The organism is Roseibium sp. AWQ4_254, assembly GCF_056161025.1.
The window spans coordinates 104,751-120,051 of the sequence record NZ_JBSWYH010000020.1 but is presented as its reverse complement, the minus strand read 5'-3'; the positions used below and the strand labels follow the sequence as shown (position 1 = coordinate 120,051).

Sequence of the window (15,301 nt, the reverse complement as noted above, 5' to 3'; positions counted from 1 at the left end):
GGTTGTTCATCCTTGAAACCTTTCGGTGAATGTTTGGTCGCAAACACCTTCAGGCTTTCAATCTGGATGAACAACCTTCTCAGAACTCACACCTAGCTGCATTAATGGTAATTCCAAGCTTGTTCTTCGGCTCTCTCGGGCTTAGCGGGGGGTGGTATGCCGCAGGTGGGTTTACGGTCCTAGCGCTTCTAACAATTCCTTTCTCCTTTGCCGTCACCAAGCACCACAAATCGATCGGTGAGCAGCAGATTGAAATTATTGAGCACAATCATCTCGACACGCTTCGGGACAAGCTACGGAGTGTCCATGAGCGATCCGATCCAAGCCATCGCGGCGACCAAAACGGCAATTGAGGAGAATGCGTCTGCTCGGTGGATCATTGGCTTCTCCGGCGGCAAAGATTCGACCGCGGCACTCAAGATCTTCACTTCGGCGTTCCTTAAAGCGAAACCGAGGCCAAGTGTTATCGAAATTGTGTATTGCGACACTGGCGTCGAAAACGTGCTTCTTGATAGTTACGTTAAGACACTACTTCGAAATTTGAAAAAGGAATTCCAAGAGGAGGGACTTCCATTCAAGATCGACGTTCTTACTGCGCCGGTTAGCGACCGATTCTTCGTCAAAGTGATTGGTAGGGGCTACCCGCCACCCACCAACAGTTTCCGGTGGTGCACGAAAAATCTACGGATCAAGCCCGTTGCAAAATTTATAGGTGAAGCGACCGCCGAAGACGCCATTGTCGTTCTCGGAATGCGTCGCTCAGAAAGTAGTCAGCGCGACCGCTCATTGGACAAAGCGGGAGGCAGTATGTGGCAGACGCAGCGGGAGGGGCGTCACGCCTATCGGCTTTTCCTGCCGATCATCAATCTAGACCTTGGCAATGTGTGGGACGCTGTCTTCCTGCTCGGAAGGCCGCGCAGCATTGACCATAACAAATTGGAAGCCATCTATCGGGGAGCTTCAGGCGAATGCCCTATGATAAAAGCACCGGATGCGCCTCCTTGCGCCTCAGGACGATTCGGTTGCTGGACGTGTACCGTCGTTAGGCGCGACCGCTCTGCCGAAGCGCTTATTGAAACCGGCGAAGTCAGTCTCAAACCCTATCTCGGATTCCGAGATTGGCTCGCTGAGGTCCGCAATAATCTCGATTGGCGGTGGCCGTTCCGACGAAATGGCGTGCAACGGCCAGGCCCCTTCACCCTCAATGCACGCAGCAGAATCCTTAGTAAACTCGATCTTCTAGAAGTCAAGACGGGCGACAGGCTTCTCACTGCACTTGAACGGAAAGAAATCTTTCGTCTATGGGAACTCGACGTTCCAATAGAACGGCAAAACGATCTGCAACGTCGCTACCATGGTAAACCCGAGCCGGATCATGAAGGCTGATGACACTATGGAGAGTGTCAAACATTGGGGATGCGACGCATGAGCGGACCAGGTAGTCGGAAAAAGAGTTTCACTCAGGAGCAGAAGCTTGCGTTCGTCGACGCGGCTAATCCACACCAGTGGCTCTATACTGCCGAGAATTTGCACAATCAGGCCTTTGTCGTCAGGCGCAATCGAGGTCGGAGCCAAACCACAATGACTAAAGTCGGGCATGCGCCAGTCACTTGGGATGACACCAACCGTGCCACTTTCCTGTTGGCCGCCTTCGCGATGGAGAACATGCTCAAAGCGTATCTTGTCTACGAATTTCCGGCTAATATCGCAGATGGCTATCTGAAGGGGATCACCACACATGACCTGTGGGAGCTGGCCAGTCGCTCGTCACTCATTCCTTACAAAGTTCGTGATCGATGGGTGTTCGAGGCACTTTCCGAGGGCAACGAGAGCTGGGCGCGCTACCCCTGTGGTCGGGACGCCGATGACATCCAACCCGAGGGACAGTTCACCGAAAAGCTTTGGGAAAAATACTGCGCGATGATGCAAACATACAAGGAAAAGATCCAGCGGCTGCTTACGAAAGGTTGGAACGGACCCTACGGTCATTTTGGAAGTTGGACATTCACTGATTGATACCGTCGATCCATACATCAGCGACGATGTTGCGAACCTCTGCTGCTCTCCAATGTCCCTTCCAACTCCAATTAGTATTAGCTTCCGAAAGCTACGCCGAGCCTCCCGAGCGTCTGGAATGAGGGCGCGAGCAGCCATTCTTTGCTTGACTATCGAACGGCAGCAAAGGGCCGCGAACGAGGCTGGCGCAAAGTCGATCGCTGTGATCATTGTTGCTGCGCCGGAGATCGGCTCCGGGTCCCAGTGTTGACGACCGCTGCGGTTTGCACGAAGGTCTTGAGTCGCTGTGGAAGAAATCATGGGCCTGTCGCCGCGAAGCTGAATTGGCCTTCTTTGAATACATCAATGGCTCCTGCAATCCGTGCCGAAGGCACTCGGCACTGGGATGGAAAAGTCCCTTTGCATTCGAAGCCAAAGCCGCATAAATGAGAACTTGAGGTGGAATGAAACCGTGACAGGTTCAGACTAGGATTGACACGCCGTGCCACCGCAGGGCCGCTTCAAGTTTGGGCTCCACAAAGCGACACTTTCGGCAGAGGAAAACGCGACAACTTCCGACGCCGATCGCCGTCGGGCCACCTCAGCGGTTCACACCTCGACGCGGATGTCGTCCGCCGCCAGAGACACGCAAGCCAGCCGAACTATTGTGGCAAAGCCGGACAGCACATCTTTAGGGTCCCACGTCATTACGAACTCTTGTCGTACGCCCAAAGTGCTTTGTCGAGCGTGCGCATCGAGATGCCGTGATCATTAGCCGTCGCCCGGCACAGATTGACGTATTCCAGCCATTTCTCAAAGGTGTAAGGCGTTGAACCACCGACAGTATTCATTGCTCTGACGTCGAGGATCGGATACCGGTCCGGAAAAGCAAAATGCAGGATCACGCTCGCCATTGGCCACTGCACTCCGCGAAGCGCAAGCAGAGCACCGATGCGGAGCCGCTCCGACCCGGCAGCGAACGAAACGCGTGTAATCTCTTCGACCTCTGCTTCAGTGTTCTGGCTGCAAAGCTGTCGCGTACGGCCACCCCGCCACTTCCATTTCGCTACTGCGATGAGGTCGTTCTGCGTCATGTACCCGCGCTGCGCCGCCTTTTTCATTCGATCGCGGGGCTCGTCATCCGCGTCGTAGTCGTAGAGGTTAGAGTATTTGAGGATCTGATCGCGGGTTAAATTGATCTTCATGTCTGAATTTAAGTTTGAGTTAAGAGAGCCTGCAATCGGCATCCGTTACTCCAGTGGCTTGGCATTCGGTGGCATTGCGTCTTCAAACGTTGCGTTTCGGACCAAAACAGTCGTTGTATGAAAGGCGGCTTTGTTAGCGCAGTGTAAATTCGAAAACCCTCAAAGTCCGCAGATGCAGCGAATGGCGCCTGCAAGACCGAACTTTACCCGAGCCATTTGCGCCGAGAATTACCATCATTCTTTCGAGTCTGATGGTCGTATCGTGAATTGCCTTGAAGTTCCTAATGATGATTCCGTTTAGTTGCATACTTCACCCCGCGTTCCAACAGGAAGGGTGACCATGATGAACAACTGCCTCAAGATACTTAAGTGTTAGCAACTTAGTTTGCATATGCTGCGAAACAGTCGGACTTCCGATGGCAGCTTTGGGCCGAGAACCACAGACCTAGCCGGAAGCTGGCACCGAAGGAAGGGCTCGAAGGAAACATCTTTCGCGATGCAGAAATTCCAAGGCCTGTGAGGCGATCCTGCCCGCTAGCGGAAACCACCCCAACAAACCGGAAAACCTCAAAAAGATCTCAACGAGAAACAAACGCGCCGCAGCCGCTATTCGCCTGGTATTATGCCAGCGCCGCTTCGATTTCCGCCACCACAGCATCCGCCGCTGCGCTGGGGTCTGCGGCCTGGCTGATCGGGCGGCCGACCACCAGATAGTCGCTGCCGGCGCGGATGGCCTTTTCCGGGGTCATGACCCGGCGCTGGTCGTCTGCCGCGCTGCCTGAAGGGCGGATGCCGGGCGTGACGATGACCAGATCCTCCCCCAGGACCGTGCGCATCCTGGTGGCTTCCGTTGCGGCACAGACGATGCCGCCCATGCCGGCGGCGCGCGCATCCCGGGCCCTCGCCTCAACCAGATCGGCAAGCGGGCCGCGATAGCCTGCGGCCGCAAGGTCATCTTCATCCATGGAGGTCAGCACCGTGACGCCTAAAAGGCACAGGCCGGGATTGCCCTCTTCCGCCAGCCCCCGGACGGCGGCCCGCATGGTTTTCGGATAGCCGTGCAGGGTCATGAAGGTCATGCCCATCCTGGCCACGTTCCGGACGGCCTTGGCAATCGTGTTGTCGATATCGTGCAGCTTGACGTCCAGAAAGATCTTCTTGCCGTCGGCGGCCAGATCCCGGGCAAATTCCAGCCCGCCTGCAAATTGCAGTTCCATGCCGATCTTGTAGACGCCCACCTTGCCCTCCGTCTGGTGGACAAGCTGTTCGGCCTCCTTCAGGGTTGGAACATCGACAGGCAGCATGAGGCGGTCCCGCGCGGTTTTCGGGGCAAACGGGCTGTTTGGCATGAGGGGGCACGCTCCTTGTCAGGATGTTCGGAAGGCGCCCTGTGCATATCATCCTGCCCGCGCCGTGGCCAGAGCAGGCCGGATCAGGAGGCCCCGGTTTTTTCAAAGACCGCAAAGGCGTCCTTGTGGTCCGGATGCCAGCGGGACAGGGCGGGCCGGTTTTCAATGATGTCGCCGATGGCCCATTCCGCCCGGCGCCGGTCCCGGGTGCTGTCGACATCATTATCCGGGCACAGGATATAGAAATCCCCCTCCGCCATCCGGCCGATAAAATAGTCGACGGTCTGCTCACTGGTCCAGGCGGCGGCGGGTTTTTCGGCAAAATGCGCGGCGGTCATGCCGGTATAGGTGAAGCCGGGCACAAACAGATGCACGGAGATGGGGGCACCGGCCTCGCGCAATTCATGGGCCAGCTGTTCGCTGAGCACCTTCACGGCGGCCTTGGAGACATTATAGCCCGGATTGCCGGGCGGGGTGGTGATGCCCTGTTTCGAACCGGTGTTGATGATGACGGAGGGGCGCCCGGCGGCGCGCATGCGCGGGGCAAAGGCCTGTACGCCGCGCAGGACCCCGAAGAAATTGACATCCATCAGGCGGGCCCAGGCGTCAAACCCGTCCAGGCAGGTGGAGGCTTGTCCGATGCCGGCATTGTTCATCAGCACAGCAACCGGACCGGTCTCAAAGGCGCGTTCGGCAAGGGCGTTGACCTGGTCCGTGTCGGAGACATCGGCTGCAACGGCCAGAACGGGGACGTCTGTCCTGGCGGCCTCGCGAACCGTCTTCGCTGCGCTCTCCAGGGCGTCGCCGGGCAGATCCGCAAGGATCACGCCGAGCCCTGCTTCGGCAAACCGGGTTGCGGCGGCCAATCCGACCCCGCTCGCGGCTCCGGTCACCACCGCCAGCCCCCCTTGTGCAACTGATTGACGATACATCTGCCCTGCCTCCCTTGCCATTGTGGCCACCGGCCATGATACGCCTGGCCCCGGGGTCAGGCAAATTCAGCCCCGTTTGGAGCGCTGTTCTCACCCGGTGCTTTATGTTGCTATTTCATTAGCAGGTTCAGGCTGCTACAACACCGCCGTTCCGCAAGTTTCAGCAAGGACAGCATCCCATGCGCACAGCGAGTGTATCGCGCGACACCAAGGAGACCCGTATCTCCCTCGAGATCAATCTCGATGGAACCGGGGCCTATGACGTCCAGACCGGTGTCGGGTTTTTCGATCACATGCTGGAGCAGCTCGCGCGCCATTCCCTGATCGACATGAAGATCCGCGCCGAGGGCGACACCCATATTGATTTCCATCATACGGTGGAAGACACCGGCATTGCGCTGGGTCAGGCGGTCTCAAAGGCGCTGGGCGGGATGGTGGGCATCACCCGCTATGCCGACACCCATCTTGCCATGGACGAGGCATTGACCCGCTGCGCGCTGGATGTGTCCGGCCGCCCGTTTCTGGTCTGGGATGTGGCCTTTGACCGGGACAAGGTCGGCGATTTCGATACGGAACTCTTTGAGGAGTTTTTCCGCGCCTTTGCCATGAATGCGGGCATCACACTTCATATCGCCACGCTTTACGGGTCCAATTGCCACCATATTGCGGAAACCTGTTTCAAGGCGGTGGCCCGCACCTTGCGCAAGGCCATTGAAATCGATCCGCGCCAGGCGGACCGGGTTCCGACCACAAAGGGCCAGTTGGGCGGCTGAAAGGCGATGGACACATGAGCACCTATGTTGTCATGGCTCCGCCTGAGTTTGACACTCTGGCCGGAGATCCGCGCGAAAGCGACCGAATTGTGTTTGTGCCGGACACGTTTTCCGTTCTGGCCTTTCTGTTCTCGTTCATCTGGCTGCTGGTCCACCGCATGTGGGTGGTCTTTCTTGCCTATCTGGCGGTAACCGTCGGGCTGGAGCTGCTGGCGCTGTCGCTGAACCCGGAGGCGAGCGCGGTCACGGCGTTTTTCGTGTCGCTGCTGTTCGGGTTTGAGGCCCAGGCCCTGCGCCGCTGGTCCCTGGAGCGCAAGGGCTGGCGGGTGATCGGAATTGTCGATGGGGCGAACCGGGCGGAAGCCGAATTGCGCTTCCTCAACAAAGAAGCCGGACAGGATGCGCCGGCAGAGCAACAAGAAGACCGGCAGCCCCGCCGGGTCCGTGAGCCGATTGTCCCGCGCGTGGGCTCGGAACGGGTGGTGGGCCTGACCCTTGGTCCGGAGACAAATCAATGACCATCGCGATTATCGATTACGGCTCGGGCAATCTGCGCTCGGCCGAAAAGGCGTTTGAGCGTGCGGCCCGTGCCCACGCGAAGTCTCCCGACGTGATCGTGACCGCAGACCCGGACCGGGTGCGCAAGGCCGACCGGGTCGTGTTGCCCGGAGTGGGCGCCTTTGCTGATTGCAAGCGTGGCCTTTGGGCGGTTGACGGAATGCCGGATGCCCTCAACGAGGTGGTGCGGCAGCAGGGCAAACCCTTTTTCGGCATCTGCGTCGGCATGCAGCTAATGGCCGAACGGGGGCTGGAATTCGAGACTGTCGAGGGGCTTGGCTGGATCAGCGGCGACGTTTCGGCCATGAAACCGGCGGATGCGTCCTTGAAAATTCCCCATATGGGCTGGAACACCATTGATGTCCGGCCGGAAAGCCACGAAGTGTTCAAGGGTCTGAAAACCGGGGCAGACGGCTTGCACGCCTATTTTGTGCATTCCTACCACTTTGCCTGTGCCCGCGAGGACGACCGGCTGGCCACCTTTGACTATGCCGGCACCTTCACGGCCATGGTGGCGAAAGACAACATGATCGGCACCCAGTTTCACCCGGAAAAGTCCCAGCGGCTGGGCCTGGAACTGATCGCGAATTTTCTAAACTGGGCGCCTTAATACCAAACCGTGGAGAGACGTTTATGAGCAAGGGCTACTGGATTGCGCGGGTGGATGTGCATGATGCGGACAGTTATCCGCAATATGTGTCGACGGCCAAACCGGCTTTCGAGCGGTTTGGCGCCAGGTTCCTGGTGCGCGGCGGCAAGACCAATGCCATTGAAGGCCCGGGCCGGGCCCGCAATGTGGTGATTGAATTTCCAAGCTTCCAGGCTGCGGTCGATTGCTATAACTCCCCCGAATATCAGGACGCGGTAAAAATCCGCCAGAAAGTTGCCGATGGCGAAATCGTCATCGTGGAAGGAATGGACTAAACATGATCCTGTTTCCCGCCATCGATCTGAAGGATGGCCAATGTGTGCGCCTGAAACTGGGCGACATGGACCAGGCGACCGTTTTTAATGATGATCCCGGCGCCCAGGCCAAAGCCTTTGAAACCCAAGGCTTTGAATGGCTGCATGTGGTCGATCTGAACGGTGCTTTTGCCGGGGAAAGCGTCAATGGCGCGGCTGTGGATGCCATTCTGGCATCGACCGGCAACCCGGTTCAGCTCGGCGGCGGGATCCGGACCCTGGAGCATATCGAGACCTGGCTGTCAAAGGGCATCACCCGTGTGATCCTCGGCACAGTGGCCGTGCGCGATCCGCAGCTGGTCAAAGACGCCTGCAAAAAATTTCCGGGCAGGATCGCGGTCGGGATCGATGCACGGGGCGGCAAGGTCGCCGTGGAAGGCTGGGCGGAAACCTCCGAGCTGACAGCCGTCGATCTTGCGAAACAATTCGAGGACGCTGGCGTTTCGGCGATCATCTATACGGATATCGACCGGGACGGGGTCCTGAAGGGCCTCAACATCCCGTCGACGCTGGAGCTGGCCCAAGCAGTCTCGATTCCGGTGATCGCCTCCGGCGGCCTGGCTTCGATTGACGATATTCACCGCCTGCTGGAACCGGACTGCGCCATTCTGGAAGGCGCGATTTCGGGCCGGGCGCTCTATGACGGGCGCCTCGATCCGAAGGAAGCGATGGATCTTATTCTGGCGTCCCGGAGCGCTGCGTCATGACCCTGAAAGCCCGTGTCATTCCCTGCCTCGACGTGAAAGACGGCCGTGTCGTCAAGGGCGTCAATTTTGTGGATCTGGTGGATGCCGGTGATCCGGTGGAAGCGGCCAAGGCCTATGATGCTGCCGGGGCTGACGAGCTCTGCTTTCTGGACATTACCGCCAGCCATGAGGGCCGCGACACGATCTATGATGTTGTCCGGCGCACGGCGGAGGCCTGCTTCATGCCGGTCACTGTGGGCGGCGGGGTTCGCACGGTGGAGGATATCCGCAAGTTGCTGATTGCCGGGGCGGACAAGGTGTCCATCAACACGGCAGCGGTGAAAAATCCGGATTTTGTGCGCGAGGCAGCGGAAAAATTCGGCGCCCAGTGCATCGTGGTGTCCATTGATGCCAAACAGGTCAACGCTCCGGGCACACCGGAAAAATTCGAGATCTTCACCCATGGGGGCCGCAATCCGACCGGGATTGATGCCATTGGGTTTGCCATGAAGGTGGTCGAGCTGGGCGCGGGTGAATTGCTGGTCACTTCCATGGATCGGGACGGCACCAAGGCGGGCTACAATATCGCACTCACCCGGGCAATTGCCGATGCGGTACGCGTGCCGGTGATCGCGTCCGGCGGGGTCGGCACGCTTGACCACATGGTCGAGGGCGTGCGCGACGGCCATGCAACAGCTGTTTTGGCCGCCTCGATTTTCCACTTTGGGGAATACACCATCCAGGATGCCAAGACACATATGGCCGGCGCGGGTATTCCCATGCGTCTTGATGCCTGACGCCTGCCGGAAGGACATAGCCAAATGACCAAGTTCACTCTGGATGATCTGGATGCCATTATCGCACTCAGAGCGCAAAGCAGCGACGAAAAGTCCTATACGCGCAAACTGGTGGGCCAGGGTGTTGCCAAATGCGCCCAGAAACTGGGGGAAGAGGCGGTCGAGGCGGCGATCGCCGCCGTTCAGAACGACCGGCAAGACCTGACGGCGGAAGCCGCTGATGTCCTTTATCATTTGTTGGTTGTTCTGAAGGTATGCAATGTACCTCTGGAAGATGTCATGGCCGAACTCGGGCGGCGTACGGGACAGACCGGACTTGAGGAAAAGGCGTCCCGGCCTCAGGAGTAGCAATCGGGCGCTGGACGGGAAGAAACTCTGCGGAACACGCAAGACGATGGATCAGAAAGTCGCAACGGCCCTGGACATGGATTTGTCCCCTTACCGGGTGTTCACCGAGCGCCAGTGGTCCCGTTTGCGTGCCGACACGCCCATGACCTTGCGCGAGCACGAGGTTGAGCAGCTTCAGGGCCTGAATGCGCCGGTCTCCATGGAGCAGGTGGAAACCATCTATCTGCCCCTGTCCCGCCTGCTGGCGTTCTATGCGGAAGCCACGATCAGCATTTACCGGGCCACCCAGACCTTTCTCGGCCATCGGGACGGCAAGACCCCCTTTATCATTGGGGTTGCCGGATCCGTCTCCGTCGGCAAATCCACCACCTCCCGCGTGTTGCGCGAACTTCTGGCCCGATGGCCCGCCAGCCCGAAGGTGGATCTGATTACGACCGACGGGTTTCTCTACCCGAACGCGGTTCTGGAAGCCGAAGGCCTGATGTCGAAAAAGGGCTTTCCGGAAAGCTTTGACCGGCCCCGTCTGCTCACGTTCCTGTCGGATATCAAGGCAGGCAAGCGCCATGTGCGCGCGCCGGTCTATTCGCACTTCTATTACGACGTCATGCCCGGTCACACGGTTGCAGTTGACCGGCCGGATATCCTGATTGTCGAAGGCTTGAACGTGCTGCAGGCTCGCGAGCTGCCCAAGGATGGGCGCGCGGTGCCGTTTGTCTCCGATTTCTTTGACTTTTCTGTCTATATCGATGCGGATGAAGACCTGTTGCACCATTGGTATGTGGACCGGTTCATGCGTCTTCGAGAAACCGCCTTCCGGGATCCAGGGTCTTACTTTCACAAATATTCCCGGATCTCGGATGAGGAAGCAGTGGCAACCGCCACCCGGATCTGGTCGGAGATCAATCTGATCAATCTGCGTGAAAACATTCTGCCCACCCGGCCGCGCGCAGATCTTATTCTCACGAAGAATGCCAGCCACCGGATTTCCAAGGTGGCTCTGCGCCGGGTCTGACGGTTCAAAAAAGACTTGAATTGCAGTGCGGGACCTCAGCCATTCCCATTGAGGGTTTTGCAAACCATTCGGCTTGCCGCCTCTTTGGCGAGGAAAAGAGGCCAGTCTCCTTTTGGGAAACCGGCCCCTGGTTTGTTTGCTTTATGCGGCGGAGCGCTTGCGCACCTCTTCCAGGAAATGCGCCACCTGGCCACGCAGCTGGGAGGCGTTGGCCCGCAGCTCCTGGGCCGAAGCATCAACCTTTTCCGCCGTGTCGCGGGTGTTTTCCGCAGCTTCCGCAACACTTTCAATATTGGTGGTCACATCAACCGTGCTGCGCGACGCTTCTGTTGCGTTGGAAGCGATCTCCTGGGTTGCAACACCCTGTTCATCGACAGAGGCCGTGATCGACGAGGCGATCTCGTTCATGTTGTTGATGATCTCGGTGACTGAAGAAATCGCGCTGGCCGCATGGCTGGTTTCTTCCTGGATCGCGCTGATCTGGCTGGAGATCTCTTCCGTTGCCTTGGAGGTCTGGGTTGCCAGTTCCTTCACCTCGGCCGCGACAACGGCAAAGCCCCCTTGCCGGCTTCCCCTGCCCGTGCCGCCTCGATGGTCGCGTTGAGGGCAAGAAGATTGGTCTGTTCGGCAATCGCCTGAATGAGCGTGACCACTTCCCCGATCCGGCTGGCGGCTTCCGACAGGCCGTTCATGCGCTGATTGGTGGCTCCAGCTTCTTCAGAGGCTTTGGCCGCGATCTCGCTGGAGGTCTGCACTTGACGGCGGATCTCATTGACAGAGGCAGACAGCTCTTCAGCTGCTGCGGCCACCGTTTCCACATTGTGAGCCGCTTGAGAGGAGGCATGGGACACCAGCCCGCTCTGTTCATTGGTGCGTGCCGCAACGCCGGTCATGTCCGAGGAGGCCGACTGGAGGTGCTGGACGGAGCTGTCGATAATGTTGAGCATCTCCATGATTTGCCGGTCGAAATCGCCGCTCAGGGTCTGGATCTCGGCGCCTTTTCGGGCGGCATCTTCCTGGGTTGCGGTTTGCTGCTCTTCCAGGCTGCGCCGTTCGGATTCGTTCTTGACGAAAACCTCCATGGCGGCGGCCATCTGGCCGATCTCATCGCCCCGGTCTGACCCTTCAATGGTAATGTCCGTGTTGCCGTTCGCCAGCGTGCTCATGTTCTCGGTAAGGGCTCTGAGGGGGCGCACGGTCTGGCGCAGGGCAACAATGGCAATGGCGATGGCAACCAGCGCTCCGGCAACCGCCAGCGCAATGATCTTGGCTGCGGTGCTCCAATAGGCCGCATCCAGATCATCCACATAAACGCCTGTGCCAACCATCCAGTTCCAGGGGGCGAACCCGGCGCCCCAGCCATATTTGGAAATGGCAATATCGCTGTTGGCGCGGGGCCAGAAATAAAGCACCGGGCCGCCGCCGGTCTGTGCCTTGTTGATCAGCTCCCGGACCATTTCCTTGCCGGTCTTGTCCTTCAGGCCGATCATGTTGGTGCCGTTCAGCGCCGTTTTCGGGTGAACCAGATTGATGCCGCTGAACTCATAGGCAAAGACATAGTTATTGCCTTCAAAGCGGATTGCGCCGATGGCGTCCTTGGCCCGTGCCTGGGCCTCTTCCCGGGTCATCTCACCCATCTGCTCCTTCTTGTAGAAATGGGCGGCAATGGCGACAGCGCTGTTTGAGATGTTCTCAATTTTGGTGATCCGCTCTGCGAACATGGCGGCGTAAAGATTGTTCAGGCTGAGGGCACAGATGGCGACCGTGAACACGAGGATCGTTGCGATGGGTAAGGTGATTTTCCAAGTTATTGGCCAGCGTGAAAAAGACATGGCTAAGTGATTCCCCCAAGGGTTGCAGTCGGGGGATATAACGCTGTAATTATTGACCAAATTCTTAAAGATCTCTAGGAAATCAACACAATTCAATCTTATGCAAAAGAATAAAAACTACCCTTGGAAAAAATACCTAAAGTATTTTTTGTAATCATCTAAATTTAATCGGATTATCGCCTTGCGCAAAACACATCCCTGAGACCGGGCCGCGACCAGGTCGCATTCTGGATCTGGCCCTTCAGGACGTGGCCCTGCGCCTCATAGTGGAAGGTATTCGGGCTGCCGAGACGTTGCAGGGTTACAGTGCCATAGCCCATCTCCGCAACCGTTGCGCTCTGCCCGTCCGGCGAAAAGACCACATTGAGGTCAATTCCTGCAGTGCACAGGTAGTCGGCCACACTGGCCTGGGCGTTCCGTTGCTGGACGGCGGGTTGCCCGCCGCCGCCAACGCTGCCTGGAGGCACCGGCCCGCCCTGGCCGCCCTGGTTGAACTGGTCTCCGCCCTGAAAACTGCCCTGGTTGTTGCCCGGAAAGACACCATTTTGCGCACCGCCCGGGAACCCGCCCTGCGGGGCGAACCCGCCTGCGCCGCCGCCTGTAATGACCACTTCCCGGTAAGGTGACTGGGTCACATAGATCCCCCGGCACTGCCCATTTGCGCCGCGCACGGTCCAGGCATGGGAGACATACGTCTGCTGTTCCAGGATCTGGCCGGGTTCCAGACGGGCATAGGGGCGTTCCCCGCCGCGGTAGTCCACCCAGTGAACTTCGATCGGCTCCTGGCTGGAATTGCGGAACACGATCTGTCCCGGTTGCACGGCCTCAATGGAACGGACGCGGCCGAGTTCGGCGCAGGACAGATCCGAGCCGGGGTCCTCACCGGTGCCGCCAAGGCCCTCTTCGCCGACAATTTGCTGCGGCAGGGCGCAGGTGGCCACAAACAGGCGCACCGGGTTGGCGCTGCCCTTCAGCGAAACCGAATAAGGCGGTAGGCCCTCCACCGAAATGGACAATTCGGATTCCCGGATCATGGCTTCCCAAAGGGGATCCGTCATCTCCACATTGACTTCCGGCAGCGAGACGCCCGCTTCATTGGCGCTGGACGAGCCGAAGGCGTTGAACGTGGCCGCATAGGTTCCTGCGGTGATCTGAACCGTCTGGGGCATGCCCTCTTGCAGCGCGGCCGGGGCCTGCTGGAACAGGATGCGGGCAAAGCCGGACTGCGTGGTGCAGTCGGCACGGAAGTCCCGGTCATCTGTCTGCGGCACGGCATGCTGGATCAGGGAGAGCGAGCCTGCCTGGTTGCCCGGATCGGTCACCCAGCTGCGGCTGTCGGACGGGGCAACAAGACGTGCCTGGCCAGTGCCCGGTCCGGACGCAGAACCGGTCACGGCCGTGTTCGGGCCCGGGGTTGAAATCGGTGTGTTGACCTGTTCAAGCGGTTTCAGGGAGCCGGGATCTTCAGGCGGCTTCACCTCAACGACAGACGGTGACGTCTTGGTGGCTTCTTTCGCCGTCTCTGTCGGCTCGGACGCCGGTTTGGGCAGTTCGGCCGGCCGTGTCTGTGCAGGTGCCGAGCTTGAGGGCCCGGCGGCAACACCGGCTTCCGTGCCCACAACCCGGGCGGCTGCGCCTGGCTTGCCGTCGCTGGACACGTCCACCACCAGGGTACCGCCACTGCACAGATTGGCGTCCCGGTGCAGAACCCGGCTGTTTTCCAGGGTCACTTCCAGTTTCACATCACAGGGCGGCAGCGTGTTGTCGCTGCCCATCGTGTCGATGACCACCCCCTTGTCGTCCCGGCTGATGATGGCCCGGTATTTTTTGTCGACGGTGATGGAACGGATGCCCGGTTCCGGCGGATCCACATTGATGCGCAAGGTTTCCGGGACGGATTGGGCGTGGGCGCCCAGCGACAGAACAGCCAGACCGCAGGCCGCAAACAGGCCGGATTTGAGGAACAGCGCAGTTTCATTGCGGGCAGCCAGAAGCCGCATGAGCAATCTCCGTCGGAGCGCCGGCCTCAACAAGCTGCGCACCGCCTGCCATCTCGACAGGTCCGGGCGCGGCGTTCAGGGCCGGGCAAGACCAGTTTTTCGTGTGAGTTGGGCTTGGGCCCCGGCTGGTGCTTCCGTTCCGCCGGTGCCAGGCCGAATCGCCTCACACGCGTGAATTCCCGATAGGACCTAATTAGGCAAAATGGCGTTGGAAGGGCAAGCCTCCATGCGGCCCGCCCGCGGGAAAGCGGGCTGAAACCGTCAGCGTGGTGCCCGTTTTGCTAGGATACGCTGCAAGGTGCGCCGGTGCATGTTGAGGCGGCGTGCCGTTTCGGAGACATTACGGTCGCACAGCTCATAGACTCGCTGGATGTGTTCCCAGCGCACCCGGTCCGCCGACATGGGGTTTTCCGGCGGCTGGGCCTTGTCTTCCGGCTTGCGCGCCAGGGCGGCGACAATGTCGTCCGGGTCGGCCGGTTTCGCGAGGTAGTCAATGGCCCCGAGCTTTACCGCCGTGACTGCCGTGGCAATGTTGCCATAACCTGTCAGCACGATGGCGCGCGCATCCGGGCGCTTGGCGTGGATTTTCTCGATGACATCCAGCCCGTTGCCGTCTTCCAGCCGCATATCGACAATTGCATAAGCCGGAGCGTTCTGGGCGATCTTCACCGTGGCATCCTGGACACCATCGGCTGTTTCAGCGGCAAAGCCGCGTTTTTCCATGGCGCGTGCAAGCCGTTGCTGAAACGGCTTGTCATCATCGACGATGAGGAGACTTGTGTCTCCGGAGCCGGTTGAAGGGATCATGTGGTCCGTCATGGCGTCTTACCGTCTGGTCTTCCATTCTTTCG

The 15,301-nt window shown here is 59.1% G+C and carries 15 protein-coding genes and 2 pseudogenes; 11 read left to right on the top strand and 6 right to left on the bottom strand.

Annotated elements, in window-relative coordinates:
• Positions 1-306 precede the first annotated feature (306 nt).
• From ACXAIC_RS16365 to ACXAIC_RS16355, 3 genes and pseudogenes are all read left to right on the top strand, one after another.
• Positions 307-1,386, top strand: coding sequence for a phosphoadenosine phosphosulfate reductase domain-containing protein (locus ACXAIC_RS16365; RefSeq protein ID WP_475182033.1), 1,080 nt, complete (start codon positions 307-309; stop codon positions 1,384-1,386).
• 39 nt (positions 1,387-1,425) lie between these two features.
• Positions 1,426-2,016, top strand: coding sequence for a HEPN domain-containing protein (locus tag ACXAIC_RS16360; protein WP_475182027.1), 591 nt, complete (start codon positions 1,426-1,428; stop codon positions 2,014-2,016).
• Positions 2,017-2,315: 299 nt separating this feature from the next.
• Positions 2,316-2,441, top strand: a pseudogene (locus ACXAIC_RS16355) (IS3 family transposase); the annotation flags it as partial.
• Between the two features lie 261 nt (positions 2,442-2,702).
• On the opposite strand, the gene ACXAIC_RS16350 reads toward ACXAIC_RS16355, so the two are convergent.
• From ACXAIC_RS16350 to ACXAIC_RS16340, 3 genes are all read right to left on the bottom strand, one after another.
• Positions 2,703-3,242 (bottom strand): hypothetical protein, encoded by a 540-nt coding sequence (locus tag ACXAIC_RS16350; RefSeq protein WP_475182023.1) that lies wholly within the window; start codon positions 3,240-3,242, stop codon positions 2,703-2,705.
• Positions 3,243-3,820: 578 nt separating this feature from the next.
• Positions 3,821-4,549, bottom strand: a complete 729-nt coding sequence (gene pyrF, locus ACXAIC_RS16345) for an orotidine-5'-phosphate decarboxylase (protein ID WP_475182021.1) — start codon at positions 4,547-4,549, stop codon at positions 3,821-3,823.
• Positions 4,550-4,632: 83 nt separating this feature from the next.
• Positions 4,633-5,481 (bottom strand): SDR family NAD(P)-dependent oxidoreductase, encoded by an 849-nt coding sequence (locus ACXAIC_RS16340; RefSeq protein ID WP_475182018.1) that lies wholly within the window; start codon positions 5,479-5,481, stop codon positions 4,633-4,635.
• Between the two features lie 179 nt (positions 5,482-5,660).
• Here ACXAIC_RS16340 and hisB point away from each other — a divergent pair, with 179 nt between their 5' ends.
• The 8 genes from hisB to coaA are packed head-to-tail and all read left to right on the top strand — an operon-like array spanning position 5,661 to position 10,618.
• A complete protein-coding gene (hisB, locus tag ACXAIC_RS16335) occupies positions 5,661-6,254 on the top strand; it encodes an imidazoleglycerol-phosphate dehydratase HisB (protein ID WP_475182013.1) in 594 nt (197 codons plus the stop codon).
• A 14-nt stretch (positions 6,255-6,268) separates the two neighbouring features.
• Positions 6,269-6,772, top strand: a complete 504-nt coding sequence (locus ACXAIC_RS16330) for a DUF2628 domain-containing protein (protein ID WP_475182010.1) — start codon at positions 6,269-6,271, stop codon at positions 6,770-6,772.
• A complete protein-coding gene (gene hisH / locus ACXAIC_RS16325; RefSeq protein WP_475182008.1) occupies positions 6,769-7,422 on the top strand; it encodes an imidazole glycerol phosphate synthase subunit HisH in 654 nt (217 codons plus the stop codon). Before ACXAIC_RS16330 ends, hisH begins: the two co-directional genes overlap by 4 nt.
• A gap of 23 nt (positions 7,423-7,445) precedes the next feature.
• Positions 7,446-7,736: a DUF1330 domain-containing protein gene (locus ACXAIC_RS16320; protein WP_475182005.1), complete on the top strand. Its 291-nt coding sequence runs from the start codon at positions 7,446-7,448 to the stop codon at positions 7,734-7,736.
• Between the two features lie 2 nt (positions 7,737-7,738).
• Positions 7,739-8,482: a 1-(5-phosphoribosyl)-5-[(5-phosphoribosylamino)methylideneamino]imidazole-4-carboxamide isomerase gene (gene hisA / locus ACXAIC_RS16315; RefSeq protein WP_475182001.1), complete on the top strand. Its 744-nt coding sequence runs from the start codon at positions 7,739-7,741 to the stop codon at positions 8,480-8,482.
• The gene (hisF, locus tag ACXAIC_RS16310) at positions 8,479-9,258 is read left to right on the top strand and encodes an imidazole glycerol phosphate synthase subunit HisF (protein WP_475181999.1); all 780 of its coding nucleotides are present in this window, start codon (positions 8,479-8,481) and stop codon (positions 9,256-9,258) included. The genes hisA and hisF overlap by 4 nt, the downstream gene beginning before the upstream one ends.
• A 24-nt stretch (positions 9,259-9,282) precedes the next feature.
• Positions 9,283-9,606, top strand: a complete 324-nt coding sequence (locus ACXAIC_RS16305; protein ID WP_475181995.1) for a phosphoribosyl-ATP diphosphatase — start codon at positions 9,283-9,285, stop codon at positions 9,604-9,606.
• Between the two features lie 46 nt (positions 9,607-9,652).
• Complete coding sequence (gene coaA / locus ACXAIC_RS16300; RefSeq protein ID WP_475181990.1) at positions 9,653-10,618, top strand: type I pantothenate kinase; 966 nt, start codon at positions 9,653-9,655, stop codon at positions 10,616-10,618.
• A 141-nt stretch (positions 10,619-10,759) separates the two neighbouring features.
• Here the strand turns inward: coaA and ACXAIC_RS16295 are convergent.
• The 3 genes and pseudogenes from ACXAIC_RS16295 to ACXAIC_RS16285 all read right to left on the bottom strand — a co-directional run bounded on the left by ACXAIC_RS16295 (position 10,760) and on the right by ACXAIC_RS16285 (position 15,257).
• Positions 10,760-12,450 (bottom strand): annotated as a pseudogene (locus ACXAIC_RS16295) (methyl-accepting chemotaxis protein).
• A 173-nt stretch (positions 12,451-12,623) separates the two neighbouring features.
• A complete protein-coding gene (locus ACXAIC_RS16290; RefSeq protein ID WP_475181986.1) occupies positions 12,624-14,450 on the bottom strand; it encodes a VHL beta domain-containing protein in 1,827 nt (608 codons plus the stop codon).
• Between the two features lie 261 nt (positions 14,451-14,711).
• Positions 14,712-15,257, bottom strand: a complete 546-nt coding sequence (locus tag ACXAIC_RS16285) for an ActR/PrrA/RegA family redox response regulator transcription factor (RefSeq protein ID WP_475181983.1) — start codon at positions 15,255-15,257, stop codon at positions 14,712-14,714.
• Positions 15,258-15,301 lie beyond the last annotated feature (44 nt).

Excerpts from the sequence above, each read along its gene's own strand:
- ACXAIC_RS16365 (WP_475182033.1), top strand. The coding sequence starts at position 307 with ATGAGCGATCCGATCCAAGCCATCGCGGCGACCAAAACGGCAATTGAG.
- ACXAIC_RS16360 (WP_475182027.1), top strand. The coding sequence starts at position 1,426 with ATGAGCGGACCAGGTAGTCGGAAAAAGAGTTTCACTCAGGAGCAGAAG.
- ACXAIC_RS16350 (WP_475182023.1), bottom strand. The coding sequence starts at position 3,242 with ATGCCGATTGCAGGCTCTCTTAACTCAAACTTAAATTCAGACATGAAG.
- pyrF (WP_475182021.1), bottom strand. The coding sequence starts at position 4,549 with ATGCCAAACAGCCCGTTTGCCCCGAAAACCGCGCGGGACCGCCTCATG.
- ACXAIC_RS16340 (WP_475182018.1), bottom strand. The coding sequence starts at position 5,481 with ATGTATCGTCAATCAGTTGCACAAGGGGGGCTGGCGGTGGTGACCGGA.
- hisB (WP_475182013.1), top strand. The coding sequence starts at position 5,661 with ATGCGCACAGCGAGTGTATCGCGCGACACCAAGGAGACCCGTATCTCC.
- ACXAIC_RS16330 (WP_475182010.1), top strand. The coding sequence starts at position 6,269 with ATGAGCACCTATGTTGTCATGGCTCCGCCTGAGTTTGACACTCTGGCC.
- hisH (WP_475182008.1), top strand. The coding sequence starts at position 6,769 with ATGACCATCGCGATTATCGATTACGGCTCGGGCAATCTGCGCTCGGCC.
- ACXAIC_RS16320 (WP_475182005.1), top strand. The coding sequence starts at position 7,446 with ATGAGCAAGGGCTACTGGATTGCGCGGGTGGATGTGCATGATGCGGAC.
- hisA (WP_475182001.1), top strand. The coding sequence starts at position 7,739 with ATGATCCTGTTTCCCGCCATCGATCTGAAGGATGGCCAATGTGTGCGC.
- hisF (WP_475181999.1), top strand. The coding sequence starts at position 8,479 with ATGACCCTGAAAGCCCGTGTCATTCCCTGCCTCGACGTGAAAGACGGC.
- ACXAIC_RS16305 (WP_475181995.1), top strand. The coding sequence starts at position 9,283 with ATGACCAAGTTCACTCTGGATGATCTGGATGCCATTATCGCACTCAGA.
- coaA (WP_475181990.1), top strand. The coding sequence starts at position 9,653 with ATGGATCAGAAAGTCGCAACGGCCCTGGACATGGATTTGTCCCCTTAC.
- ACXAIC_RS16290 (WP_475181986.1), bottom strand. The coding sequence starts at position 14,450 with ATGCGGCTTCTGGCTGCCCGCAATGAAACTGCGCTGTTCCTCAAATCC.
- ACXAIC_RS16285 (WP_475181983.1), bottom strand. The coding sequence starts at position 15,257 with ATGATCCCTTCAACCGGCTCCGGAGACACAAGTCTCCTCATCGTCGAT.